Source organism: Trinickia sp. (assembly GCF_036503415.1).
GTDB lineage: Bacteria > Pseudomonadota > Gammaproteobacteria > Burkholderiales > Burkholderiaceae > Trinickia.
The window spans coordinates 23261-47958 of record NZ_DASXWY010000108.1 but is presented as its reverse complement, the minus strand read 5'-3'; the positions used below and the strand labels follow the sequence as shown (position 1 = coordinate 47958).

At 62.7% G+C, this 24698-nt stretch carries 23 protein-coding genes; 4 read left to right on the top strand and 19 right to left on the bottom strand.

Annotated features, from left to right (window positions below; genetic code table 11):
• Positions 1–18 precede the first annotated feature (18 nt).
• The 7 genes from VGL01_RS14575 to VGL01_RS14545 all read right to left on the bottom strand — a co-directional run bounded on the left by VGL01_RS14575 (position 19) and on the right by VGL01_RS14545 (position 7367).
• On the bottom strand, positions 19–771 hold the full coding sequence (locus VGL01_RS14575; RefSeq protein ID WP_331570470.1) for a peptidylprolyl isomerase: 753 nt from the start codon (positions 769–771) through the stop codon (positions 19–21).
• A gap of 34 nt (positions 772–805) precedes the next feature.
• Positions 806–2188, bottom strand: a complete 1383-nt coding sequence (locus VGL01_RS14570) for an HlyD family efflux transporter periplasmic adaptor subunit (protein WP_331570468.1) — start codon at positions 2186–2188, stop codon at positions 806–808.
• Positions 2185–4131, bottom strand: a complete 1947-nt coding sequence (locus tag VGL01_RS14565) for an FHA domain-containing protein (protein WP_331570467.1) — start codon at positions 4129–4131, stop codon at positions 2185–2187. Before VGL01_RS14565 ends, VGL01_RS14570 begins: the two co-directional genes overlap by 4 nt.
• 181 nt (positions 4132–4312) lie before the next feature.
• Positions 4313–5734 (bottom strand): efflux transporter outer membrane subunit, encoded by a 1422-nt coding sequence (locus tag VGL01_RS14560; RefSeq protein ID WP_331570498.1) that lies wholly within the window; start codon positions 5732–5734, stop codon positions 4313–4315.
• A 200-nt stretch (positions 5735–5934) separates the two neighbouring features.
• Positions 5935–6204: a hypothetical protein gene (locus VGL01_RS14555; RefSeq protein ID WP_331570466.1), complete on the bottom strand. Its 270-nt coding sequence runs from the start codon at positions 6202–6204 to the stop codon at positions 5935–5937.
• A 260-nt stretch (positions 6205–6464) separates the two neighbouring features.
• Entirely contained in the window at positions 6465–6869 is a 405-nt protein-coding gene (locus VGL01_RS14550) for a DUF4399 domain-containing protein (RefSeq protein WP_414720263.1), read from the bottom strand.
• A 75-nt stretch (positions 6870–6944) separates the two neighbouring features.
• On the bottom strand, positions 6945–7367 hold the full coding sequence (locus VGL01_RS14545) for a DUF4399 domain-containing protein (RefSeq protein ID WP_331570462.1): 423 nt from the start codon (positions 7365–7367) through the stop codon (positions 6945–6947).
• Between the two features lie 186 nt (positions 7368–7553).
• On the opposite strand from VGL01_RS14545, the gene VGL01_RS14540 reads away from it, so the two are divergent.
• Entirely contained in the window at positions 7554–8690 is a 1137-nt protein-coding gene (locus VGL01_RS14540) for a formylglycine-generating enzyme family protein (protein ID WP_331570460.1), read from the top strand.
• Positions 8691–8769: 79 nt separating this feature from the next.
• On the opposite strand, the gene VGL01_RS14535 is transcribed toward VGL01_RS14540, so the two are convergent.
• The 7 genes from VGL01_RS14535 to VGL01_RS14505 all read right to left on the bottom strand — a co-directional run bounded on the left by VGL01_RS14535 (position 8770) and on the right by VGL01_RS14505 (position 16897).
• Positions 8770–10272 (bottom strand): SulP family inorganic anion transporter, encoded by a 1503-nt coding sequence (locus VGL01_RS14535; protein ID WP_331570458.1) that lies wholly within the window; start codon positions 10270–10272, stop codon positions 8770–8772.
• Between the two features lie 68 nt (positions 10273–10340).
• Positions 10341–11297, bottom strand: coding sequence for a formylglycine-generating enzyme family protein (locus VGL01_RS14530; RefSeq protein WP_331570456.1), 957 nt, complete (start codon positions 11295–11297; stop codon positions 10341–10343).
• A 19-nt stretch (positions 11298–11316) separates the two neighbouring features.
• The gene (locus tag VGL01_RS14525; RefSeq protein WP_331570454.1) at positions 11317–12684 is read right to left on the bottom strand and encodes an arylsulfatase; all 1368 of its coding nucleotides are present in this window, start codon (positions 12682–12684) and stop codon (positions 11317–11319) included.
• A 97-nt stretch (positions 12685–12781) separates the two neighbouring features.
• Positions 12782–13642: an ABC transporter ATP-binding protein gene (locus VGL01_RS14520; RefSeq protein WP_331570452.1), complete on the bottom strand. Its 861-nt coding sequence runs from the start codon at positions 13640–13642 to the stop codon at positions 12782–12784.
• Positions 13639–14541, bottom strand: a complete 903-nt coding sequence (locus tag VGL01_RS14515; RefSeq protein ID WP_331570450.1) for an ABC transporter permease — start codon at positions 14539–14541, stop codon at positions 13639–13641. Before VGL01_RS14515 ends, VGL01_RS14520 begins: the two co-directional genes overlap by 4 nt.
• A 1-nt stretch (position 14542) precedes the next feature.
• Positions 14543–15985: an ABC transporter substrate-binding protein gene (locus VGL01_RS14510; protein WP_331570449.1), complete on the bottom strand. Its 1443-nt coding sequence runs from the start codon at positions 15983–15985 to the stop codon at positions 14543–14545.
• A gap of 288 nt (positions 15986–16273) precedes the next feature.
• On the bottom strand, positions 16274–16897 hold the full coding sequence (locus VGL01_RS14505) for a cadmium resistance transporter (protein ID WP_331570448.1): 624 nt from the start codon (positions 16895–16897) through the stop codon (positions 16274–16276).
• A 356-nt stretch (positions 16898–17253) separates the two neighbouring features.
• On the opposite strand from VGL01_RS14505, the gene VGL01_RS14500 reads away from it, so the two are divergent.
• A complete protein-coding gene (locus VGL01_RS14500) occupies positions 17254–18027 on the top strand; it encodes a GntR family transcriptional regulator (RefSeq protein ID WP_331570446.1) in 774 nt (257 codons plus the stop codon).
• A 134-nt stretch (positions 18028–18161) separates the two neighbouring features.
• Here the strand turns inward: VGL01_RS14500 and maiA are convergent, their stop codons facing one another.
• The 3 genes from maiA to gtdA form a co-directional block, all read right to left on the bottom strand.
• The gene (gene maiA, locus VGL01_RS14495; RefSeq protein ID WP_331570444.1) at positions 18162–18803 is read right to left on the bottom strand and encodes a maleylacetoacetate isomerase; all 642 of its coding nucleotides are present in this window, start codon (positions 18801–18803) and stop codon (positions 18162–18164) included.
• A 28-nt stretch (positions 18804–18831) separates the two neighbouring features.
• Entirely contained in the window at positions 18832–19530 is a 699-nt protein-coding gene (locus tag VGL01_RS14490) for a fumarylacetoacetate hydrolase family protein (RefSeq protein WP_331570442.1), read from the bottom strand.
• A gap of 77 nt (positions 19531–19607) precedes the next feature.
• Positions 19608–20654, bottom strand: a complete 1047-nt coding sequence (gene gtdA, locus VGL01_RS14485; RefSeq protein ID WP_331570440.1) for a gentisate 1,2-dioxygenase — start codon at positions 20652–20654, stop codon at positions 19608–19610.
• A 190-nt stretch (positions 20655–20844) separates the two neighbouring features.
• Between gtdA and VGL01_RS14480 the strand changes: the two genes are divergently transcribed.
• Entirely contained in the window at positions 20845–21765 is a 921-nt protein-coding gene (locus VGL01_RS14480; protein WP_331570438.1) for a LysR family transcriptional regulator, read from the top strand.
• On the opposite strand, the gene VGL01_RS14475 is transcribed toward VGL01_RS14480, so the two are convergent.
• Together VGL01_RS14475 and VGL01_RS14470 are read right to left on the bottom strand one after the other, a co-directional pair.
• Positions 21754–22704: a universal stress protein gene (locus VGL01_RS14475; RefSeq protein WP_331570436.1), complete on the bottom strand. Its 951-nt coding sequence runs from the start codon at positions 22702–22704 to the stop codon at positions 21754–21756. The two genes, VGL01_RS14480 and VGL01_RS14475, sit on opposite strands and share 12 nt — an antisense overlap.
• A gap of 123 nt (positions 22705–22827) precedes the next feature.
• Complete coding sequence (locus VGL01_RS14470) at positions 22828–24129, bottom strand: divalent metal cation transporter (protein ID WP_331570434.1); 1302 nt, start codon at positions 24127–24129, stop codon at positions 22828–22830.
• A gap of 319 nt (positions 24130–24448) precedes the next feature.
• Between VGL01_RS14470 and VGL01_RS14465 the strand changes: the two genes are divergently transcribed.
• Positions 24449–24649, top strand: coding sequence for a hypothetical protein (locus VGL01_RS14465; RefSeq protein WP_331570432.1), 201 nt, complete (start codon positions 24449–24451; stop codon positions 24647–24649).
• Positions 24650–24698 lie beyond the last annotated feature (49 nt).

The following is a 24698-nucleotide window of genomic DNA, read 5'->3' as shown; positions in this document are numbered from 1 at the left end:
ATTCGCCTTTGTCTCGTTTCAGCGCGCTTCGATGATGTGTTCCTGAGCTCGCGCGGCAAGCCATTCCTCGCGCAAGACACGCCGCACTTCGGATGCGACGTCGGCGTCGAGCGTCGCCGGACATTTCGCCGTCACCGAGAAAATCTCGTAAAACGACCCGTCAGGCGCGGCGAAGGGGCCAATCAGGTCGCCCGCTTGCGCATTGAAGACCTTCGCTTCGATCTCGGTCTTGAGCGAGCCGCGCAGCACCTTGCCGATCACGCCGCCGCTTTCGCGTGTGTCGGCGATCGAATGTTCGCGCGCCATGTCTGCGAAGCTCTCCGGATCGTCGGCAAGGATCGACATCATCTCGCGTGCCTGCCCTTCCGACTCGAGTACGATATGACTCACCTCGACGCTGTCGAACTTCGGCGAATTGAGCTTGAAGTACGCCTCGACCGCCTCGTCGCGGCCGACCTCGGCGAGCATCTTTTCCTGGTAGAGCGTGTCGGTCACGAATGCCTCGAACTCGTCGAGGCTCACGCCGAACGCGTCGAGATAGCGGTTCATGTCTGCCGCGCGGTGCAGGCCGCGCACCCGGCGAAACTGGTCGGCGCGCGCCTGGATCTCGTCGGCCGATACGCTCATGCCGAGCTTTTTCGCGGCGATGACCGTGAGCCGGTCGCGGACTTGCTGCTCGACGAGGCTTTCGAATTGCCCGGTGAGCTTCAGCACTCTGACGAAGTCTTCGGTGTCGATGACTTCGTCGTCGATTCGCACGATTGACGCCATGTCGGTCTCCTAAACCTGTTCGTGTCCGTGCCGCTTATCCGGCGACCTGCCGGAACGGGTCGAGCGCAAAATCGATCAGGCGGCGCTCGCGTACCACGATTTCCGCCGTCGCCGTCATGCCGTAGCGCAACGGGTATTTCGTATCGCCGATCGCGTAGTAGTCGCGCGCCAGCGTGACACGGCCTTCGTAGACCGGCTGCTTCGTGCGCGCCGAAGGCTTCGTCGCCGGCGATATGTATTCGAGCACGCCCGAGATCACGCCGTAGCGCTGGTAGGCGAACGCGTTGAACTTGAGCTTCACGCGCTGCCCCTCTCGCAAGAACGCGCGATCCTGCTCGGCAATCTCTACCTTCACGACGGGGCGCGCGTTGGCCGGCGCGATGCCGCCGAGCGGCGTGTTGGCCTGAATCTTGTCGCCGGGCTGCGTGGTCGTCACGTCGGTAATGACCCCCGAGACCGGCGCGAGCACGAGCAGAAAATTGTCTTTGTCGATATTTTCGAAGCGAATGCGCGCGGCCGCATCGGCAGCAAGGCGCGCCGTTTGCACCTGGAGGCGCAGCTTGTCTTCGGTATTGGCGATATCGCGCAGTGTGGCGTCGTATTCGATGCGCAGGTTCGTGAGCGTCTCGCCACTGCCTTCGAGCTGCGCCTTGGCCTGCGCGAATTCGTGGCTCGATTGCGCCTCGAGTTCCGCGAGCTTGGCCTGCGCGATGCGCACGTTGTTCTCGGATTGCAGATACGTGCTTTTCTTTTCCTCGACCTGCGTTTGCGATACACCTCCGCCGCCGGGCAACGTGAAAAGGCGCGCGAATTTGTCCGCTTCGCCTTTCGCGAGATCGCGCGCGCGCACCGCGTTGTCGATGTTGCTGCGCGCCGCATCGATCTGGGCCTTTTGCGCTTGCGCGAGCTTGCTCGTGCCCTCGGCGATGCGGTTTTCGTGCTGATGCTCCGCCACTTCGATCTGCGCTTTGAGCGCATCGGCCTTACGCTGCATCAGTGCCTTTTTTTGCGGAAATTGCTGCCATTCGTGCTCGGCGTCTTCGAGTTTCAAGCGTGCGTCGAGCGCATTCGTCGCGGCTTCGATTGCGCCGCGCGCATTGATGCGCCCAATCACGTCGTCCTTCTTCACGGGCTGCCCTTCGGCGATATAGATATCGGCGAGTTCGCCATCGACGGGCGCATAGATGCGGCGCACTTCGGATTCGGGCGCAAGCGCGCCGTCGGCTGTCACGATGACGTCTGCCCGTCCGATGAACGACCACGCGAGCGCGATGACGATCAGCGCCGCCACTGCGGCGACGGTTGCCTCGATGAGTCGCCTCGGTTCTTCCGTGAGAATCGCGATGCCCTCGGCACCGTGCTCCTCGAGCGCCTCGTTCAACGGCTCGAGGCGACGCGGCTCGCGCGCGGCGCTCACCGCACACTCCTTGGCGCCGCTGCGCTCAGCGCGCGCAGCTTTGGAATTCGCGCCTGAAACGGCGGTGTCGCGAAGTGTATCGACTCGAGTTCTTCCGCTGCCGCCTGAGCCCGTCCGGCACGCGCGTCGGTCTCGATCTGCCGATAAGCGCGCAGATCGTCGCGCACCAGCGACAAGCCCGCGAGGCGCGGATACCGATCGCCGTAGTCGTCGATCATCGCTGGCAGCGCATCGAGCCGATCGGTGCGCGCGTCGTTGAGCGCGGCTTCGATGGCCGCTTTCAGACGCTCGAGCGCGGCGACGTACACGGAGTCGTCGGTTTGAAGCTGGCGCAGATGGCTGAGCGCGTCCGCATACGGTTCGCCGAACGCGGGCAAATACGACACGATCTGCTCGAGTGCGCGCTGATGCTCGTTCGGGTCATCGTTCCAACGCGCGATGAGTGACGTGATGGGGACCTCGTCGCGGTAGATCCTGATCGGCGCGTCCGAGCCGCCGCGTCCCATCCAGAACGATTCGAGTTCGCCCATCCAGACAAGCTCGGCAACAAGCGGCGCTGCCTCGCGGTTGTGGCTCGCCAATCCCTGCATGTCGGCAGCCACAGCGCGCGCCCGGTTGAACGCGTTCGCCTTCAACGCCGCGAGCCAACCCGGCACCTTCGCCTTTATCAGCGCCTCGGTGCCCGCGGCCTCGAACGCCGCATCGCCCGGATGCCGTGCCAGGTAGCCGTTCGCCAATTGCGCCGCCGCGTCGAACCGTCCGGCCGACATGAGCGCTCTCATGTCGCGTTGCGGGTTGCCGCGCAGATAAAGTATTGCGGCAAGCGCACAGATAAGCGCTAACGCGACTGCGCCCCAGCGGCCGATGCGCCGCATGTCCGGCGCAGCGTTGGCGCCCAGCGCAATCGCTAGTTCGTCGATGAACGTCGCGATTGCGCCCCGGCGCCTGGGCGCCTCACGCGGGGCGCCGCTCGATTGCGACGCCGCAGCGCCGTGGCTCACTTCGTCTTCCCCCGTACCCGCGGGATCGACGCAGAAGATGTCGAGAAACGAGTGTGGGGCTGCGATGAACGTCGTCCTGTCCATATCCGCCAACGGCATGGCCATTGGCACGGCGGCGGCTTGGGCGTTTGCGGGCTCGGCGCGCTCTGCCGCTTTTGCCGGAGCTTCGGTCTGCGTCCGAGCTTGCGCTTGCATCTGCGTCAACGTCGGATCGGCGATGCTGCCGCGGCGAATACCCACGCGATACGCGAAGTGATCACCGCCAAACGCGAGCAGCGCGCCGTCTTCGAGTCGTACCGCACGCTCCTCGAGACGCGTTCCCTCGACGAACGTGCCGTTCGTGCTGCCGAGATCCTCCACGAATATCTCGCCGTGTTCGGCGAACACGTGCGCGTGACGGCGCGACAGGTAGTTCACCTGGTGTGGATAAGCATCGCGGTATCGCGCGAAGGTCTCGTCCGTCTTGCTGACGAGGAACGGAAAACTTGTCACGACAATCGGCTCGAGGCCGAGATCGGTGCGCTCCGGCGTCAGCGTAAGGACCACCGAACGTGCATTACACACCGCGCGATTCGCCGGGCACGGCGCCAGTTCGACGCGGCAAGCGAGTATGCCGGCAAAGCGCAGCTCATCCCCGTCCTGGAGCGCTTGGGGCTTCTCGCGCACGTCGCGGCCGTTGAGCGTCGTACCGTTCTTGCTGCCGAGATCGGCGATGTATGCGGCGCCGTTCTCGATAAACAGCTTCGCGTGACGGCGCGACAGCTCCGCGACGATTTCGGCACGCGCGGACGCAAACGGAGGTTCGGCCCGTCCGATGGCGAACAGCTCGCTCTCGATGCGAATGTCGCCGATCTCCGGATGCGATACCGGTTTCAAGACGACATCGAAGCGCCGCGTGAGCGGCATCTCCATTTCGGCAATCGGAAGACCATCGGAAGCCATGGTTCGACACCTGCAGATGAGCGCCGGGCCGCCCCGGTTTTCTCGCTTCCCCTGATACGCAGGGGTCGTCCGAAGCGGGGAGAGCGTGAGGAAAGTGTAGGCGACGTAAGACGGCAGTCAATGCGGACCGATCGGGGCTCGTCGCGTTCCCCGGGCCAGCCGACCGTTCACTGCGCATCGTTCATTTGATGATCGAACCGCCGGCCCCGGCGCCACGCGTGGCATCGCTGCTCGCATTCTCGACGACGACAGCAGGCCAGCCGCCGCCGATCGCCTTGTACAGCGTGACCGTATCGGTAAGAATCTGCTGATGATTCGCGACGAGCGCGAGTTCGGCGGCTGCGAGCGAGCGCTCCGATTCGAGCACTTCCAGCTGCGACACCACGCCCTCCTTCAACTGCGCTTCGATCTGGGCGGCCACGACGCGCAGATGCGCGTTTTGCTCCTGAAGCTCGCGGCGCTGCTTCTTGTGCGCCTCGAGATTGACGAGCGCGTTCTCGACCTCCTCGAAGGCGGCGAACACCGTCTGCCGATACTGCTGCTCCGCCACCTCGCTTTGCGCCTCCGTCGTCCTGATGTGCGCTTTCACACTCGGATCGAACATGGGCAGATTGATGCTCGGCAAGAAGCTGAACGTGAACGCTTTGAACAGATCGGAAAGTGCGAACGCCGCCGTGCCGCCTCGGCCGGTGAGACTGATACTCGGCAATTGCGCGAGCTTGGCCGCGCCGATCGAGTCATACGATTCGAGCACGCGGTACTGTGCGGCGACGACATCGGGCCGGCGGCCGAGCAACTGTGCAGGCAAGCCCATCGGCACCTCGGGCAGCTTGACGCGCTCGCGCAAGTGTCCGACGGGCATCTTGAACTCGCCGGCCGGGACGCCGACGAGCGTGGCGAGCGCGTTCTCGGCGAGATCTCGCGAGCGTTGCAGATCGATGAGCTCGTTCGCCAGCGCGTTGATTTCCGCTCGCTGGCGCAGCACTTCGGTTTGCGGCACCAGACCGCCGGCGAGCATCGACTGATAGATGGCGAGAATCTGCTTGTTCTTGGCGAGCGTCTTTTGCTCCTGCTCGATCTGATCGTCGAACTGAAGAATCTGGAAGTACGTGCTCGATACGCCCGCAACGAGCGTCAGATAACCGGCGCGCCAGTCCGCCTCGGAAGCGTGGTATTCGGCCTTTTGCGCCTGGACGCCCTTTTCGACCTTGCCCCAGACGTCGATGTCCCAGTTCACCTGCGTGCCCAGATTGATGGTTTTCGTGAGCCGCTGGTGCGTGTTCTTTTCGAAATCGGCACCGGCGCCCAAATCGGCGCTCGGCAACGCGCCGGCGCGCACTTCGCCGATCTCGGCACCCGCGACGCGAATGCGCGCGGCGAGCACCTTTATGTCGACATTGCCGGCGATTGCCTTGTCGATGAGCGAATCGAGATAGGCGTCGTCGAATGAACGCCACCATTGCGGGTCCACCGTGTCGGACGCCGAGACCGGTCGCCCCGCATGCGCCCAGGTGGTCTTCTCGGGCGTGTCGGGGCGCTGGTTGGCCGGGATTTTCAGGTCCATGCAGCCGGACATAACGATTGCGGCAAGACCCGCTGCGATAGCGTGGCCGAAGAGCGGACGCGTGCGGCTGCGGAAAATCGACGCGCGAGCCGGGCCTGTCGAATGGTTCACGTTCTGCTCCTGGGATGACGTCTATCGATGGAACGAACTGCGGAGCTGAAACAAGCGAGTGCCCGACGGCGGCACCGCCGCGCCAGCCATGGAAGCTTGACGCCTCCATGGCGGCGGGGCTCGCACGATCAGAAGTTGATCGTGTTCGTGGCGGTTTGCTTGGGCTTGACCGTCGAGTGGATGTCGCTCGCGAAAGCGACGTTGTTGCCCGTGTTGTTCACGATATCGTTCGTTTGACCGATGACCTGCTGCGCACTGAAGTTGGTCGTATCGGTGACATGCACGGGCGAGTACGACAGCGGCCAGTAATAGCCCAGGTTGCCGCCGCGCACTGCGGACATCGCACGGCCGTCGAGTTCTTTGGCGACGCTCAGGTCTTCGATCATCAGCGTTTTCATGACAGTTCTCCAAAAGATTAAGCAAAGGGACTTCGAGGATAGTGAGCTGCAAGTGTTGCGGGCTCGGGTCTCTTACTGCACAGGCTGTGCCAGGCGCGCGACGCGACCCTGCCGGCAGTGCGCGAAGGCTTGCCGGTATTGACGCTGAGTGACGAGGGAAACGCAGGCCGGTGTCGCCGCTCGCGATACTTCGAACGGCGTGTGACGGTGCACAGACAACAGATCGGGGAGAATGTGTCGGCCGCGAGCCGACACTCACATCATTTGACGATGATCGTGATCTTCTTCGAATGGATGGGGGGATTGTGCGGGGTGTGATCGAAGTCGCCCATCAGCAACTGCAGCGTGTGCTTTCCGGGTGGAAGATCGAGCATGGTCTCGGTCTGGCCTGCCCCAAAGTGCAGATGATTCCTGTCCGAAGGTATTTTCTCGTCCATGGACGGCAGGTCCGTATCGATCAACAAATGGTGGTGGCCCGTATTGGGAAACTTCACCCCGGCCGGCGCGACGCCCATGTAGCGCAGCCCGAACCAGACGCGAAACGGCTTGCCCGCCGGCAACACCTGGCCGTCGTTAGGCCAGCCGATATAGACGGTGGCACGCGGGTCGGCCGGGGTGCTGCCGGCCCATGCGAGCGGCGCCGAGACGAGCAGCGCGGCAGCCATCGCTTGGGCGACCAATGGGGCGACACCTGCGGCGAAGGAAAATCTCTTGTTCATGGTGTCTGTCTCCGGGTCGGGCTACGTCACAGTGATCGTGATCTTTTTCGATTGAACGGGGGGGTTGTGCGGCACGTGGTTGTAGTCACCCATGAGCAATTGCAGCGTATGTCTTCCGGGAGGAAGCTCGATGCGCGCCTCCGTCTCGCCCGCGCCGAAATGCAGATGGTTTCGGTCGGACGGAATCGGCTGATCCATTGGCGGCAGATCCGTATCGATCAGCAGATGATGATGACCGACATTGGGCCGATCGATACCCTTCGGACACAACCCCATGTTGCGCAGGCCCATGCGCACCCAGAAGCCGCCCTTGATGACAGCGCCGTCGTAAGGCCAGATGATGTAAACCTCGGCACCAGGCGGCGAGGCCGTCGGGCCAGCGAACGACATCCGCGGTGCGAGCACCGCCGCCGCCCACGCGATGAGCATCGTCCTTCGTTGCATGGTGTGCCCCCTCGTTCGTCGATTCATTGCGCCGGGCGATTCGCGCCCATGCCGGCGAGCACCTATCCTCGCTTATGAGCGAGGTCCCCTACTGCGCGTTGGCGCACAGACTATCGGCTCTTCCCTGCGCGCAAACTACGGGTCTATCGCGATGGATGCTTGGGCGGAACAATGAGGAGACTGACCATGTGGCGACGACTCGTGTTCCTGAGCCTGATCGCGTCGACTTTGGCTGCGGGGCCCGGATGGTCCAACGCAGGGGTGCTGCCAAAGGACAGCGCGGAGCAGTACGAAATCACGTTCTGGGATTCGATCAAGGACAGCACTTATGCGGGCGACTATGAGGCGTACCTGAAGGCCTATCCGAACGGCCGTTTCGCTCCGCTCGCACAGGCGCGCATCGCCCGCCTGCGTGCCGCGGCTTCCGCTCCCACTCCTGGGCAGTCGCCGGCGGCACGGCAGGGCGCAGCGCAGCCGCCCTCGCCGCCGCCATCGGCTACGTCACCGCCAGCATCGCCCAGGCAGCCATCCTCACGCCCCGTATCCCCGCCCGTGGGCGCACCGCCTACGGCCGCAATGCCGCCGCAGTCGCCGCCATCCGCGGCAAACCACGAAATAAGGGACTGCGCCACCTGCCCGGCTTTGATCGAGGTCGACCCCGGCACATTCACGATGGGCAACAACTCGGACGACCCGTCGGAAAAGCCGGCCCATCGGGTGACCATCGCTCATCGCTTCGCGCTTGCCAAATACCCGGTCACGGTCGCGCAATGGAACATGTGTGTCGCAGCGAGCGCATGCCTGCGCCCTGCGAGCGAGGCGGGGCAAGGTCCGAACGCGCCGGTGCATGACGTGAGTTGGGACGACGCGCAGCAATATCTGAAGTGGCTCACGAAAACGACCGGCAAGCCATATCGGCTACCGACCGAGGCGGAATGGGAATATGCCGCTCGCGGCGGCACGACGACGCGCTACTGGTGGGGCGATGCGATGAGCAAGGGTCACGCCAACTGCAAGGACTGCGGCCCGCCGTGGCGCGCCGATTCGCCGGCTGACGTCGGCTCGTTTGCTCCCAATCCGCTCGGCTTTTACGACATGAACGGCGGCGTATGGGAATGGGTCAGCGATTGCTGGCACAGCTCCTACAAGAACGCGCCGTCCGACGGGCGCTCATGGGAAGACCCGTTTTGCCAATCGCGCGTGATTCGCGGCGGCTCCTGGCTCGATGGCGCGGGCTATATGCTGTCGTCGACGCGCTTCAAGTACGACGGCAGCGTCCGCTACACGGCAAACGGCTTTCGCGTGGCGCGCGATCTGAAGTGAGCGGTGAGCGCGGCGCGCCGTCGGCTATCGTCTCGGGCAAAACATTCAGATAGGAGGGTCATCGACGCGCAGGCGCCCCTCAGCCGACATTGAGATTACCGCTGAGTCGTGCGTGGAACGCGCGACTTCGTTCGTCGAGACCGGTGAACACCACGGCGGCGTCGTGCTGCCGATACTTCATCTGGATGGAATCGAGCGCGGCCACCGTCGATGCGTCCCAGATCTGCGACTTCGAGAAATCGATGACCACCAGGCGCGGATCGGCCGCGTACTCGAAGCGGTCCACCAGGTCGTTGCTGCTGCCGAAGAATAGCGGACCGTGCACCTCGTAACGCACGCTTTGTCCGTCGTCCGACATGGCGCGCGTGGTACTGATCACATGCGCAACGCGGCGCGCGAACAACACCATCGCCAGCAGCACGCCGCCCATCACCCCAAGAGCAAGATTGCCGGTATACACCGTCAACGCCACGGAGACCGCCATCACCGACGTTTCCATCAGCGGCATCCGCTTTAACGTAGCGGGGTGCAAGCTGTGCCAATCGACGGTCTTCACCGCGACAACCATCATCACCGCGGCAAGCGCGGCCGTCGGGATACGCGCCATCACCGGACTTAGCCCGGTCATGAGCAAAAGTAGTGTGAATGCGGCGGCGAGCGTGGAGACGCGTGTGCGGGCGCCCCCGATACCGACGTTGACCACCGTCTGGCCGATCATCGCGCAACCGGCGATCCCGCCGAACGCGCCCGCGCAAAGATTGCCGAGCCCGAGCGCCCAAGATTCGCGCGCCTTGTTGGAGCGCGTCTGCGTCATTTCGTCGACGAGTTTGGCCGTAAGCAAGGTTTCCAGCAACCCCACGAACGCGATGCTGGTCGCGGTCTGCCATACGATCTTCAGCGTACTCAAGTCGAACGGCACCGTCCATGGCGTGAGCCCCGGCAAATCCGCTCGACCGGGATGAGCACCGCTGACCGTCGGCACGCTCCATTGCAGCCCGACGGCAATGCCGGTCGCGACCACGATCGCGATAAGCGGAGAAGGCACGGATCGCAGGAATCGCGGGCCGACCAGCACGATAGCGAGCGTGATCGCAAAGACCACATATACCTCGAATGGCTTGTCGATCACGTGCGGCAACTGTGCGCAAAAAATCAGAATGCCCAGCGCGTTGACGAAGCCGAGCATCACCGAGCGCGGAATGAAGCGCACGATGCGCGAGAAGCCCATCAAGCCGAAGGCCACCTGAACCATCCCGCCGAGCAGCACCGCCGGCAAAATGTAGCCCGTGCCATGCGCGCGAACCATCGGGCCGACGACGAGCGCCACCGAACCCGCCGCCGCGGTGACCATCGCGGGCCGCCCGCCGAAGAGCGACGTAACGAGAAGCAGCACCACTGAGGCAAAGAGCGCGGAATAGGGCTCGACCCCCGAAATAAACGAGAAGGAGATGACCTCGGGGATCAGCGCGAGGCTCGTCACCACGCCCGCGAGGATTTCGCGCTGCAGTTCGGCGCGCGATGCGGGCAATGCAACGCGCGACACGGCGCGCGGCGAATCGATCCTGCTCACAGGATGTGTCATATCGGTACTCGGTTGTTTGAGACATAAGACGCGGCACACGTCATCGCATGTGGAGCGCCGCGAACGGATCACGTCCGTACGATGCATCGAAAGCCGATATGGCTGGTCGACGTATCGAGCGTCTGGCCCTGACGTGCCGCAGGCCGGTAGCGCAGGCAATAGGCCGGCGCGCATAAATGCGATCCACCCTTCACCACGTTGCGCACGTCCGGAGCGTGAGAGCCCGTCGACGGGATGCAGCACGACTTCACATCCGCGACGCCAGGCGGCTGGCCGTAACGGGTCACGGTCCACTCCCACACGTTGCCCGCAACGTCGTAAAGCCCATAACCATTCGGCGGGAACGACTTCACCGGCGAAGTGCGTTCAAAACCGTCGAGCACAGCGTTGCTCCACGGAAATTCGCCTTGCCACGTATTCGCCATCTGCCGACCCTCGGGCGTGAATTCATCGCCCCAGGGATACACCGCACCATCGAGACCGCCGCGGGCCGCATATTCCCACTCGATCTCGTTCGGCAGAGACTTCCCTGCCCATGCCGCGTAGGCGCTCGCATCCGCGAGCGACACATGCACGACCGGATGGTCGGCGAGACCGCCCAGATCGGTGTCCGGCCCTTGGGGGCGGCGCCAGCACGCGCCCGGCACATAAGCCCACCATTGCCGAAAGTCGTGCAGGCTCACCCGCGACTGCGGCTGCGTGAACACCAGCGAGCCGGGGCACAGAAGCGCCGGATCGGCGTCGGGATACAGCGCCGGATCGGGCTGCCGCTCCGCGAGCGTGACGTAGCCGGTCGCCTCGACGAAAGCAGCGAACTGCGCATTCGTCACCGGGTGCGCGTCGATCCAAAAATCGGGAGCAGTGGCGCGCCGCGCCGGACGTTCCTCGCGATAAAAAACATCGGAGCCCATCGTGAAGTCGCTGCCTCTGATCCACACCATGCCTTCGGTGCGGGCAGCGTTCGTGGAAGGCGCCGCCGCTTTTGCGGAGCAGCAGCATGCGGGCTTCTCGAGTTTGACGTCCATGATCGGCGCGCCCATGGCGTTATGCGTTGAAGACCGACTTCGGCACGAAGTCGAGCTCGGAGCCCGGCGGAATCAGCGCCTCCTGCTTCACGCTGTCCTCGAACTCTCGCACGACGCGATGCGCGTGCTGCATCACCCACCACCGCACGTAGCGCTGATTGACCGCCTCCCGTTCCTTGGGATCTTCCTGCAGATGCGTGATGCGCGCGAAGCCGAGCGGCAGCTCGGGGTCGTGAAAATGCTGCTGGCGCTTGAAGTTGATCTTGAAGTCTTTCCACTTCACCGCATGCAGCTCGTCCTTGAGCCATACCATGCACGACTCGCGGTTCGAGCTCTCCTGTTCACCGAGGAAAAACGCGGTCTGGTCCTTACCATCGATGAGCCGGTCCTTCGGCGTGTCGCTTCCCGCGAACTTGAGCAGCGTCGTGAAGAGATCGGTGACGTGGACCATCTCGTTGCTTTCCACGCCCGCCGGAATACGACCCGGCCACCGCGCCAGCAGCGGCGTGCGGATGCCGCCCTCCGCCGAGCTGAAGTACGAGCCGTCGAAGAATCCGCCGGTGCCGCGTCCTGCCAGATGGTCCTCCGCGCCGTTGTCGCCGCACAAGATGACGATCGTGTCGTCCGCCACGCCGAGACGGTCGAGTTCGTCGAGCAGCACGCCGAAATCGTGATCTAGCATCAACAGGCAATCGCCCCATTCACCGTTGGTGCTCTTGCCGACGAACTCGTCGCGCGGCGACATCGGAAAGTGCATCAGCGAGTGATTGAAGTAAAGAAAGAACGGCTCGTCGTTTTTGACGCAACGCTGCATGAAGTCGAGTCCGCGCTTCTGGTACTCGAGGTCGCAGGTCTTCTTGGTTTCCATCGTGAGCTGCTCGTCGAGCAGCGGCCTCGCGCCCTGGCCCTTGAAGCCCTCGTGCATGTGCGAGTAGCCATCCCGCTCGGGCACGTAGTGGGGATCCTCCAACCACATGCACTCGTCATAGGTACGCAATGGGCCGTACCATTCGTCGAAACCGTGATCGGTCGGAAAACGCCCGTCTTCCGCGCCGATGTGCCATTTTCCGAGGCACGAGGACTTGTATCCGCCTTGCGCCAGCAGTTCGGCGATGGTGACCTCCCAGGTCACGAGGCCGCCGCCGTTGCCGCCCAGCGCGATCGTGTGATTGCCGGAGCGGATCGGGTAGCGTCCCGTCATCAACGCTGAACGCGTCGGCGTGCATTGCGGCTCGACCACGTAGTGGGTGAGCTTGGTGCCCTCCTTGCAGAAGGCATCGATACGCTTGGTATCCGCGCCGCGCAGTTTGCCGCCGCCGTAGCAGCCGAGTTCTCCCATACCCAGATTGTCGACGTGGAAGAACAGGATGTTCGGTTTCTTGCTCATTGCAAAACTCCATCGGATCGAGAACGTTATCCCCCGCCCTCGGTTAGGGACGCTTTTCGCGTTGTGTCTTACTGCGCCAAATGCTGGCTCGACAGGATCAGAGCATCTCTTCGACGCCGTTCGGGCCCATCTCCATGCTGAAACCCTCCACGCCGCCCGATCCCAGTTCGGATCCCATCGCGGCGAGCGATTCCTCGCGAATCAGGCCTTTGAGGCGATGCACCAACTCGATGAATTCGGGCGTATCCAGCATCGCTGCCGAACGCGGACGCGGCAGCGGCACGCGTATTTCGGTCTTGATGCGGCCAGGCCGCGCCGTCATCACGTAGATGCGGTCCGACAGGAAGACGGCTTCCTCGATGTCATGTGTGATGAACAGCACCGACAGCCGGAAGCGCTGCCACATGTTCGTCAGGATCTCCTGCATGACGGTCCGCGTTTGCGTGTCGAGCGCGCCGAACGGTTCGTCCATGAGCAACACCTGCGGGTTGGCCGCAAGCGCGCGCACGATGCCGATGCGCTGCTTCATGCCCCCCGACAATTGATCCGGATAGTGGTTTTCGAAAGTCAGCAGCCCCGCAAGGCCGAGCAGCGTGCGAGCGGTGCTTTCGCGTTTGGCACGCGAGACGCCTGCCATCTTCAGGCCGAACTCGACGTTCTCTCGCACGCGCAGCCAAGGGAATAGCGAATACTGCTGAAACACCACGCCGCGTTCCGCGCCGGGCTTTTTGATGAGTACGCCGTCAAGCGTGACCGTTCCTTGCGTCGGTTTCGTAAAGCCCGCCGCAATGCTCAGCAAGGAGGACTTGCCGCAGCCCGATGGCCCGATCAGCGAAACGAACTCATGCGGTTCGACGGTCAGCGATACGTCCTTGACTGCTTCGGTCTCGGCCTTGCCCGAGCCGAACACGACGCCGACGTTGCGGCACTCGATGCGGCCTTTGTTTGCGTTGCTCATTTGCGCGCTCCGTTGACGTATGCGAGCCATGGCATCGAGAACTGCCCGACGAGACGGATCGCGCCGCTGCAGACGAGACCCAGGGCGCCGATCGTGATCATGCCGAGGACGATCGCCGGATAGTTGACGAGCGAATAGGCTTCCCACGTGTAGTAGCCGACGCCGTACTGCCCCGCGATCATTTCGGCCGCGATGAGCGACACCCAAGCCACCCCCATACCTACCGCCAGCCCTGTGAAGATATTGGGCAGGACGCCTGGCAAGATCACATGCCAGAACAGTTGGGCTTCGCTCGCGCCGAGACAGCGGCCGGCGCGCAGCAGCACGCCATCGAGCGACTCGACGCCATCGACCGTGTTGAGCAGGATCGGATAGAACGCGCCGATGAACGTGATGAACACGATCGACGACTCCGTTGTCGGCCATAACATGATCGACAACGGCACCCAGGCGATCGCCGGGATGGGCCGCAGCACTTCGATCGCCGGCATGAGCAACTGCTTCACGATGCGATATCGTCCGATCACCAAGCCCAGTCCTACGCCCGAGAGCAGTGCGACGAAAAATCCCAGGAAGATGCGTCGCAAGCTGTTGCCGATGTTCGTCGAAAACGTGCTTGACCCGGCGACATGCACTGCCGCATGAAACACGTCGAGCGGAGTCGGCACGTCCTGAAAGCGGACATAGAACTGGACCCGATAGCGCGTGCCGAGATACCAGACCAGGAATGGCGCGCCGAGCGAAGCAATCGCGAATGCGAGCCTCACGGCGACCGCTTGCGCACCGTTCGGCGCCGAGGCTTGCTTACGGACGCCGTTACTTGACGCAGCGGCCGGCGGTTTCTCTCCAGGCAACGACGATGCGCCGTTCTTGATCTCGAGATCGAGGGAGCCTTCCATGTCACTTCCCTCCCTTGCCGACCGCGCTCAACGCCTGCGCAAAGTTCACGACCGTCTCGCCCGAGCTCTTCGCGCTCGCCTCGGCATCGCGCTTGAGCATGAACGATCCGATGTCCGGTCTTTTTCCATTCGCAGCGCCGAGCGTATAAAACGCGGCATCCGCAAAGACCTTTACGCCGAGCGTCTTGTCCATCAGATAGACCGCGTCGACCTTCTTGCCTTGCGCGCGATACGCGTTCACACCTTCGAGCGTGCATGCAGCGGAGCTGAACGAGGCGACCTTGCCGCCTTCGGCCCAGATCTGCCCCGCCTGCGACGGATCGCCGATCGGCGCATTGCACACCGTGTCGTTGCCCTGCACCTGATAGTTGGAGAAGTCTGCGAGCTGCGCGTCGTAATTGCGCCCGGACTCCTTGAAAGCCTCGCGCACGAAGGCGTCGTTCACCCATTTGTCGATGTCGAGGTCTTTCACCATGTCGAGCTTCTTGAGCACCGCATAGTCCGCCTTCAACGCGGCGACCCAGCGTGGCTTGATGGTTGGGTCGAGCGTATCGATGCCGCCTGGTCCCAGGAAGATGTACGCTACCTCCTTGTCCACCTTGGTCCACGATTGAATCTTTTCCGCGGCCTGCTCCGGATCGCGGCGGACCCAATCGTCGGCTTCCATCAAAGCCCTGATGTAAGCCGTCACGATCTCGGGATATTTCTGGCCGAAGTCCTTGCGGACCACCACGCCATGAAACGTCGGCTGTCCCGTCTCGGCACCGTCGAAGATCTTGCGCGCGAAGCCGCGATAGGGCAGCAACTCGGCGAACGGCACGAAGTCCGCATGCGCGTCGATTCGTTTTTCCTGGATGCTCGTACTGCCGACTTCCGGCGACTGGTTCACGAGCGCGAAGTAGTCGCTCGGCAGATGCCGGCTCTGCAACGCGGCGAGCAGCATGCCGTGGGCGGCGGAGCCGAACGGCACCGACACGCGCTTGCCTTTCAGATCGCTCAAATCGTAGTAAGGCGAATCTTTCGGTACGACGATGCCGTTGCCGCCGCCGTGCGCGTTATAGGCGATTACCGCGACGAGTTCGGTATCGTTGTTCGTTGCGTGCCCCGTCGCCCCGTTCACGAGCAGCGGATAGTCGCCCATCATGCCGATCTGCAACTTGCGCGCGATCATGGCGTTGGTGATGGGCGGTCCGGAAGTCGCGTTTTGCCACGTCACGTTGTAGGCGACATCCTTGTACTTTCCCGTATGCGGCAAATATTTGTCGAGCAGATGGAGCTGCTTGATGACGATGCCGCCCGTGACTGTGTTCGTCGTGGTGTCTTGCGTGCCGATGCCGATGTCGATCGTTTCCGCGTGCGCGGCGCCTCCGAACGCCGGCATGGCGCCGATTGCGACGAGCGAGGCACTGCTCAACGCCCGGCCTACCAAAGCTCTGATTCGCATGGTGTAACCCTAAGAGTGAGTGACATGAATCGGGTCCCTGCTCCGCCCGCGTGGGATCCAGCCAGAAACATCAACCGTCGACATCGACCGTCTGCCTTTCGACACGATCTCCGTGGACATAACTCGTCATTACAAGTTGGCGAATCTATGCAAGCCCTATGCCAACGTTTACCGGGGGCAACAACCGCCGACTTGGCCTTCTTTCAGCCCCTGTCGCGCCTCACGATTGCGCGCGAGCAGGCTTGTCGGTGCAGAAACGGTTCCGGCTTGGTGCAAGCTTGCGCGGCATCAGGCAAGCGAACAGATCCACGGAAACGTACGGAAGCGAATAAACAAAGACGCGCCGATAGCCACCGCCATGAATGGCGCAACGCGCCTCGCCGCGAACTGCAACGCCGGGATCGACGAGCGGGAGCCTGCGGTCCAGAATGCGCAAAGACAGAGCAATGCCGTAAGCAATCCAAACGCCACCGCAATGAACGTCGCCTGGGACGGTGCGCGATCCATCATGACGCTCGAATAAACCATCACGTTGTCGATCGCACCGGAAGTCGTCACAGCGGCCACCGTCGCTACGCGCCCGAACGTTCCGTGGCCCGGACTCTCCCGGCACACCGCATTTTCGTTTCGCGGCCCATCTCGCCGGCACAATTGTGCGATTCGCTTCAGCCCCGCCAGCAGCGGCACGGCGCCGACTAGACCGACCAACGGCGAATGCGCCACCCATCCCGAGCGCATGACCGCAATCGATATCGCCAACTGGGTCGCCATGCTGAGGAATTGCCCCGCGACGATCTCCATCGCGCGATAACGCTCGTTACTGAAAAATCCGAGCAGCAGTGCATATCCATCGACGTTGGTCGAAACATAAGCGGCCGTCGCGGTGACGATCAGGGCGGGCAAAGCGTCCAATTTTCTCTCCGTTAGTGCTTCACTCATCTACTCGTCATGACAAGACATGACATGTAGTCCCAAGCAAGGACGATGCCAATCGTGGAAACGCGGTTCGCTCGGGCTTTTTTTTCGGCGGTGCGCTTCATGCAGGTGCGACCTGGCACACGCATCAGTCATTCTCGCCATAAGTCGGTGCGTGACGCCGTATGCTCGAAACCGAATGCCGTCAAAAAACGAGGTCTTGAAATGACACGCCATCCCATGACATGACATGACATGATGGGTTTTTGGGTCGTCAACGCAGATATGCAGCGGTATAATCTTCCATCGCCAAAGCTGCATCGTGGAATCCCCCGTGCTCCCGCTCATCGACCATGCAGACAAGCCAGATCGCCTTCGAACCCGACTCGCCGGTTCCGCTCTATCAGCAAATCAAAGATACGCTGCGTAGCGGTATCCTCGACGGAAGGTACCCTCCGCATAGCCGCATGCCATCGGAGAGTGAACTGCAGGCGATGTTCGAGGTGAGCCGCATCACGATCCGGCAGGCGCTCGGCGACCTTCAAAAGGAAGGGCTGATCTTCAAGGTGCACGGCAAGGGCTCATTCGTGTCGCAGCCGAAAGCGGCGCAGAACATCACGTCCCTGCAAGGCTTCGCCGAGGCCATGTCGAGCGAAGGACACGAAATCGTCAATCGCGTGGTCTCTTTCACTTTCGTTCCAGCCAACGCCGAGGTCGCCGCGAAGCTCATGCTTCAGGAGGGTGAGAAGGTGGCGGAGATTCATCGTGTGCGCCTGCTCAATCGCGAGCCGACATCCTACGAAATTACGTTCCTGCCCGAATCTCTCGGCAAGAAGCTGATGCGTGCCGACCTCGCCACGCGCGACATTTTTCTCATGCTCGAGAACGATTGCGGCATTGCCCTGGGCAGCGCAGACCTGAGCATCAACGCTATACCCGCGCGCCCCCCTGTTGCACGCGCGCTCGAAATCAAACGCGATGCGCCTGTGCTTCGCGTCGAACGGCTGACGCACGACAGCAACGATCGCCCCGTCGACTTCGAATACCTGTATTTCAAGGGCGATACGTTTCAGTTCCGGTTGCGAGTGAATCGTGAACGTCCCGCAAAGGGGCGTCGGAAGGCCTGAGGCGGTGATTGCCTGATGGCGCTGCGAATGAAGTGGCGCGCCCCGCAAGTGCGCCAGTGCAATATAGCCAAGTCAAGGTTCGTTAGTGGGCTCGAGGACGGCGCGTGCGCCATTCTCGAGTCCACAACTTGATGTCAAGCCACGTAATCGGGCTGACGCTGTGGCTGGGCGGCAACGAATGCAGCGTGTTGCGATGCGTGCTCATAGACGGCCAGGCTGCGCTTGTACGCCCCCAGGCTGCAGTCCATGCGCAACGCGTTGGCCATCTGCGGTACGAGGCACACATCCGCCAGCGTCGGCTGCGCGCCGAAGCACCACGGGCCTTCGTTGCTGCGTTCGAGCAGACGCTCGACGGCGGCCATGCCCTCCGCAACCCAGTGTCGATACCACTGCGTTTTCTGTTGCGGCGTAACTTTCAGCTCCACTTCCAGATAACGCAAGACGCGCAGGTTGTTGAGCGGATGGATGTCGCACGAAATCGCGGTCGCCAGTTCGAGCACGCGCGCCCGCCGTTCCGGTTCCAGCGGAACGAGGCGAGGCTCGGGATATTTCCGGTCGAGATAGTCGAGGATCGCAAGCGACTGGCCCAGGCTGAATTCGCCGTCGATCAGCACGGGCACCGACGCCGACGGATTCACGTTCGCCACATAGTCGGTCGCGCGATGTTCGCCGATCCGAATATTGACGGGCAGCGTGTCGTACGCGAGGCCCTTGAGTGCCAGCGCAATGCGCACGCGGTACGAGGTCGAGCTGTTGAAGAAACTATGGAGTTGCACGGCCGTGTCTTCCGTTGATAGCGCTGCGTCACACGATGCGAACGGTCAATTCACCCAGATGCTCGATGCCCACCTTCATCAGATCGCCCGCCTTCACCGCGCCGACGCCCTCCGGCGTGCCCGTGAAAATGACGTCGCCCGGTTCGAGGCGGAAGAACTTCGACAGGTAGGCGACCGTCTCCGCGACCGACCAGATCAGATGCGACACATCGCTCTTCTGCCTCGTCTCGCCGTTGACGGCCAACCACAGTCCCGCGTTTTGGATGTGGCCGACGGCGCTTGCGGGATGAATCGGGCCCATCGGCGCGGAACGGTCGAACGCCTTGCCGATTTCCCACGGGCGCCCCATTTCGCGCATCTTCATCTGCAGGTCGCGACGGGTCATATCGACGCCGACGGCGTAGCCCCACACATGATCGAGCGCCTGCTCGACTTCGATGTCCGCGCCACTCTTGCCGATCACGGCCACGAGTTCCGCTTCGTAGTGATAGTTCTGCGTCTGCGACGGATACGTCAGTTCAAGCGTTTCGCCATAGGCGACGGGGACGACGGCATCGGTCGGCTTGCAGAAGAAAAACGGCGGCTCGCGATCGGGATCGAAGCCCATTTCGCGCGCATGCGCCGCGTAGTTGCGGCCCACGCAATATACGCGGCGCACGGCGAATTGAGCGTCGCTTCCAGCGACGGAAACAGCGACGGGCGCTTCGGGAGTGAAAACGAAAGCCATGATGGGGTCGACTCGACAAGTGAAAGGATGGAGGGCGCGCCCTGTGACCGGGCGCGCAAAGATCAGGATGCGCCCGCCTAGCTGCGCTCTTCGCGCAGCAGATTCAGCGCGGCGAGCACCGGACGGTCCGAATAGCTGAACAGCACGCTTTCCGCCGACGCCGAAAGTTGCACGGGTTCCCACGACGGGGCGACGAAAACGTCATGCGGCTCGAACGTGAATTCGTCGCTGCCGATCTTCACGCTGCCCTTGCCTTCGACGACGCAATACACGGTGGCGTCGGTGCTGCGATAGGCGCGGCCCGTAAAGCCCGCCGGCAGGTACTGCATGAAGGTGGCAATCGTTGGCATCGGCCAGCCCCCCGTCGCCGGGTTGACGTAGCGCAGCTTCACGCCGTCCCAGTCGTCGAGCTCGCCGTTGCGATACAGCGCATCGAGCGCTTCCCGGCTGCGTTCGTACGGGTAGCTGAAAATCGGCGAAGTCGGATCGGACGCGCGATGCCGCATCGGCACCATGTTGTGACCGAATCTCGCGAAGCTGTCGCCTTCGGGACGCGAGATGGGTTGAGTCGCCTCAGGGTAGTTTTCGGCGAAACCCGCGTCCATCTGCGCGACGAGCGGAATATCGAGGCCGTCGAGCCAGACCACGGGCTCGCCGCCTTCTTCTGCCGACGGATTGCCGTGGTCGTGCCACGCCCACGACGGCGTGATGATGAAATCGCCCGGATGCATCGTCGTCCGCTCGCCGTCGACGGCCGTCCACGCGCCCTTGCCCTCGACGATGAAGCGCAGCGCCGACTGCGTATGACGGTGGCTGGGGGCGATCTCGCCGGGCAGAATCAGCTGAAGCCCCGCATAGAGGTTCGGCGTCATGCTCGACTTGCCGGACAGCCCGGGGTTCTCGAGCACCAGCACGCGGCGAACGGCTTCCTCGGCGCTGATCACGCTGCCCGCCTCCATCACGAGATCGCGTACCTGTGCGTACTTCCAGATCGCGGGCTGTGCCTTCGGCTGCGGCGCTTTCGGAACGAGGCTGTGCAGCGATTCCCATAGCGGCGCCATGTGCTGGCGGGCGATCTGCTCGTAGTAAGCGGCGCGCGATGCGTCCGGACGATTGTTGGTCATTTGCGTCTCGTTTCGATGTCTCGGGGCGCACGCGCTGTGCCGGCGCCGCATTGAATAGATGGTTCGATCGACCTCGTGCACTCTTTATATGCGATAGACCTATGCTTAGTAAAATGGTTAAATCATCTAATCCATGTGTTTTCGGATATACCTCCGGAACCTGGCGACATCGTGACCGGAGGGCTGCGCGATGGACTGGACATACCGTCTGCGTCTGCGACATCTGCAATTGCTGCTGAGCCTGGCGGAAACGGGCAATCTGAGCCAATCGGCCACGGCGCTCAATACGACGCAGCCGGCGCTGTCGAAATGGCTGAAAGAGCTGGAGAAAGACGTCGGCCTGCCGCTTTTCGAACGGCATGCGCGAGGTTTGCGGCCCACAGGGCCCGGCGAGGCGCTGATCGAGCACGCCCGGCGCATCGGAGCCCATCTCGACACCGCTCGCGACGACATGCAGGCGCTGCGCGAAGGCGGCAGTGGCCTCGTGAGCATCGGCACGTCAGGCGTAGCGGCGGCGGACACGGTGCCGCTCGCCGTGTCGCGGCTGCTCGCGCGCATGCCGCGGGCGCAGGTGCGTCTCGTCGAAAGCACGATGAATCAGCTGATGCCGCAGCTCGCGCGTGGCGAACTCGATATCGTCGTCGGCCGCTCGGGGGAGCAGTACGAGGACGCGCAGTTGCAAAGCGAGACGCTTTATACCGAACTGATCGACTTCGTCGCCCGTCCGAATCATCCGCTGACCCAAAAGGCCATGCTCGAGTGGGACGACGTTCTCGCCTACTCGTGGGTCGTCTGGCCGCAAGGCACACCGGTGCGCAATGCGCTGGAGACGGCGCTCGCGGCCGCCGGGCGCACGCTGCCGGCTCATTGCGTCGAATCCAATTCGTCGGTTCTGAACCTCACACTGTTGAACAACACGGATTTGCTGGGCGTCGCCTCGCATCGGCCCGCACTCCGCTTCCAGCAACTGAACGCGCTTCAGATACTGCCAATGGAATTGCAGGGCTTCGGCTCGGTATCGATCTACTGGCATCCGGAGAACGAAAATCGGGCCGCGGTGGCCATGGCGCTGGAGGCGCTGCGCGCCTACGCCGACGGATCACGCCTCTAGCGCATGCACGAGCAGAAGTGGCGTCTGGGAAAGGTGCGCTACGCGCCCTGCGACAGTGCCCAGCATCCAGCGAGCCACGCCGCGTCGCCCATGCGTGCCCATTACGATCAGGTCGGCCTGCCAATGGCCAGCCTCCCGAACGATTGCGTGGGCGACGTCGTCGTCGGTGCGGGCTGTCCTGACAAGTCTCGTGCTTGATCGTCCCGATGCGCCAGCAAGAATTGGCTCTGCTTGTGCGAGTGCATGCGTACCTTCGTCAACGAAGCCAGCCTCGAGCGCATCGATGGGTACGAAGTCGCCCAAGCGCACCGCGCGATCGACCACATAGATGGCCCGGACATGGGTGTCGAGCGTCGCGAACTGGACGCCGTAATGCAGCGCCGCCATTGCCTGACGGCTGCCATCCACCGCGAATAAAATGCGCTCCGGCGGGCGATCGGCCTTGACCGTATAGGCTGCGGGCACGATCAGAATCGGGCAGCGGGAAAGTTTTGCCAAGGGCTCGGAGATGGTGCCCTCGATCCAACGCAGCAAACCGTGGTGTTGCCGGGTCCCAACCACGAGCAGTTCGGCCTGCCACGTGTCGGCCGCTTCGATGAGCGCGTGGACGACATCGCCGCCGTGCGTCGAGAGATCGATCGCATCCGTTTCGACGCGGATGTTGCACTGGGCGAAGGCCTCGCTCGCTACGGCCAGCGCGTCAGCGGCGTCGCGCAACAATTCAGCGCGCGCTGAACCTAGAGCTTCGCCGACGAACGAACCCGTTGGAACGAGCGTGCGAGGGTTTTCGGCGACGCTCACGAGACGCACCGTGCCGCCCTGCGCGACGATATTTCGTGCATAAGCGACGGCGTGCCGCGATGCCGCGGACGAATCGACCGCGATGAGAACTTTGCCGGGTAGCGTTGGCGTCGGGCTGCGTGAAGTCGACGTGTTCATGGTTCGCCCCTTGCGATGGGTGTGAGGTCTCGTCTACTGGAATTCTGTGGGTCGGAGATGTTTCGTCGTTTGATGGAGGTCAAGGCCGACGTGATAACTGTCTTACCCGAGTGATGCAGTGCCCTACCGGGGCAGCAGCATTGCCACGGCCGCGGCGCCCATCACTGCCGTCGCGATCCAGCCAAGAACGATCAGTGGACGACTTGCGGTGAAAGCGCCCATCACCGACTTCTTCGAAACCAGCATGATGATGACCACCATCAACGGCACGGCGACCACACCGTTGACGACAGCACTCCAGAAGAGCGCCTTCATCGGGCTGATCGGCGAGTACTGGATGCCCAGCGCCGCAAGCACGCTAACGGCAATGATGGCGTAGAAGCCGCGCGCATCGTTCACCTTGCGTTCAAGCCCCTCCTTCCAGCCCATCGCCTCGGAAAGCGCATAGGCTCCCGATCCGGCCAACACGGGCACGCCGATCAGGCCGACCCCGAGAATGCCGAGGGCAAACAGGAGATAAGCGAACTCGCCGGCCAGCGGGCGTAACGCGCTCGCTGCCTGCGCTGCAGTCGAGATGTCGGTGACGCCGGCTGCATGCAGCGTGACCGCGGTCGCCAGGATGATGAAATAGGCGGTGACGTTGGAGTAAAGCATGCCGCTCCACGTATCCCACCTGATTCGTCGAAGTTCCGCGACGGCGGCACGCGTGTCTTGCAGGAGCGCCTCGCTGCCGTGGTGTGCCGCCATGTCCTCGACCTCTTCGGATGCCTGCCAAAAGAAGAGATATGGGCTGATGGTCGTACCGAAAACACCGACGATCACGGCTGCGGCGTTCGTGTCCAGTGTGAATCTGGGCCACAGTGTACGAACCGCAATCTGGCTCCATGGAACATCGACGGTGAACAGTACCGCTGCATAGGCTAGCAGCGAGACGGTCAGCCACTTCAGGAAGAAGACGTAGCGATGATAGGGGACGAACATCTGCAGTAAAAGCGTACCGAACACGAAGCATGCCGTCATCAGGTGGCGGTCCACGCCGCTGACCAGTTCCGCGACCTCCCCCATGGCAGCGACGTCGGCGGCAATGTTCAGGGTATTGGCGACGAGAAGTAGCAGCACGACGCCTCGAAGCACAATGGGCGGAAAGGCAGACTTGATGTTGGCGGCAAGTCCTTTGCCAGTCACCCGGCCGAGATTCGCGCACATCGACTGAACGGCAGCCATCAACGGGAACGCCAATGGCATCGTCCAGAGCATGTTGAAGCCGAATTGAGCACCCGCCTGGGAATAGGTGGCGATGCCGCTGGGGTCGTCGTCAGCCACCCCGGTGATAAGTCCAGGCCCGATCCGCGACAGCGGGTGCTCCTTCAGACGCTCCCACAGCATCCGAAAGGTGCCGATGCGCGCCGCCTGGTCGATGTTCATTTAGGGCTCCATTAATGGGAACGAGCGTGCCACCTGCCACTTGCTTCTTTTTTTTGATCGACCTCAAGTTATGCCTCGACCGGACGTCCAGAATTCGGATATCGGCACGCGATCAATGTAGCGACTGTCTCGCGGTGCCGGCTTGATTTGCATCAATCCGGTTTGCTGGGCGCGCGCGTAGGATAAAAGCGTCGCGTCGCCATCGCCTGCAACGCCAATCCCATGCAAACCATTCCTCGCCGCGAACTCCGCGCTGAAGAATGAAGATTCCCGTCACGATTCTGATGCTGCTCGATCGCGGCAGACAGGAAGGAGACGAATGATGCTGAGCCTTCACGAGGTCGCTGCGCTATTGCTGGTCAAGGACGGGCACGCGCTGAAACAAATCGATCGAGCCGAGTTGGAAATGCTGTCCGAGCACGAACTGATCACGCTCGAAAACCGCGAGAACACAGATGTCCGCGCACGCGTCACGTACCGCGGCGAGTCTATGCTGCGGGCGATCGGAAGAAAGCGCTAGCGCGAGCCCGCGCGGCGCGCAGGCCTGGTACTGCACGACGGACATCCGG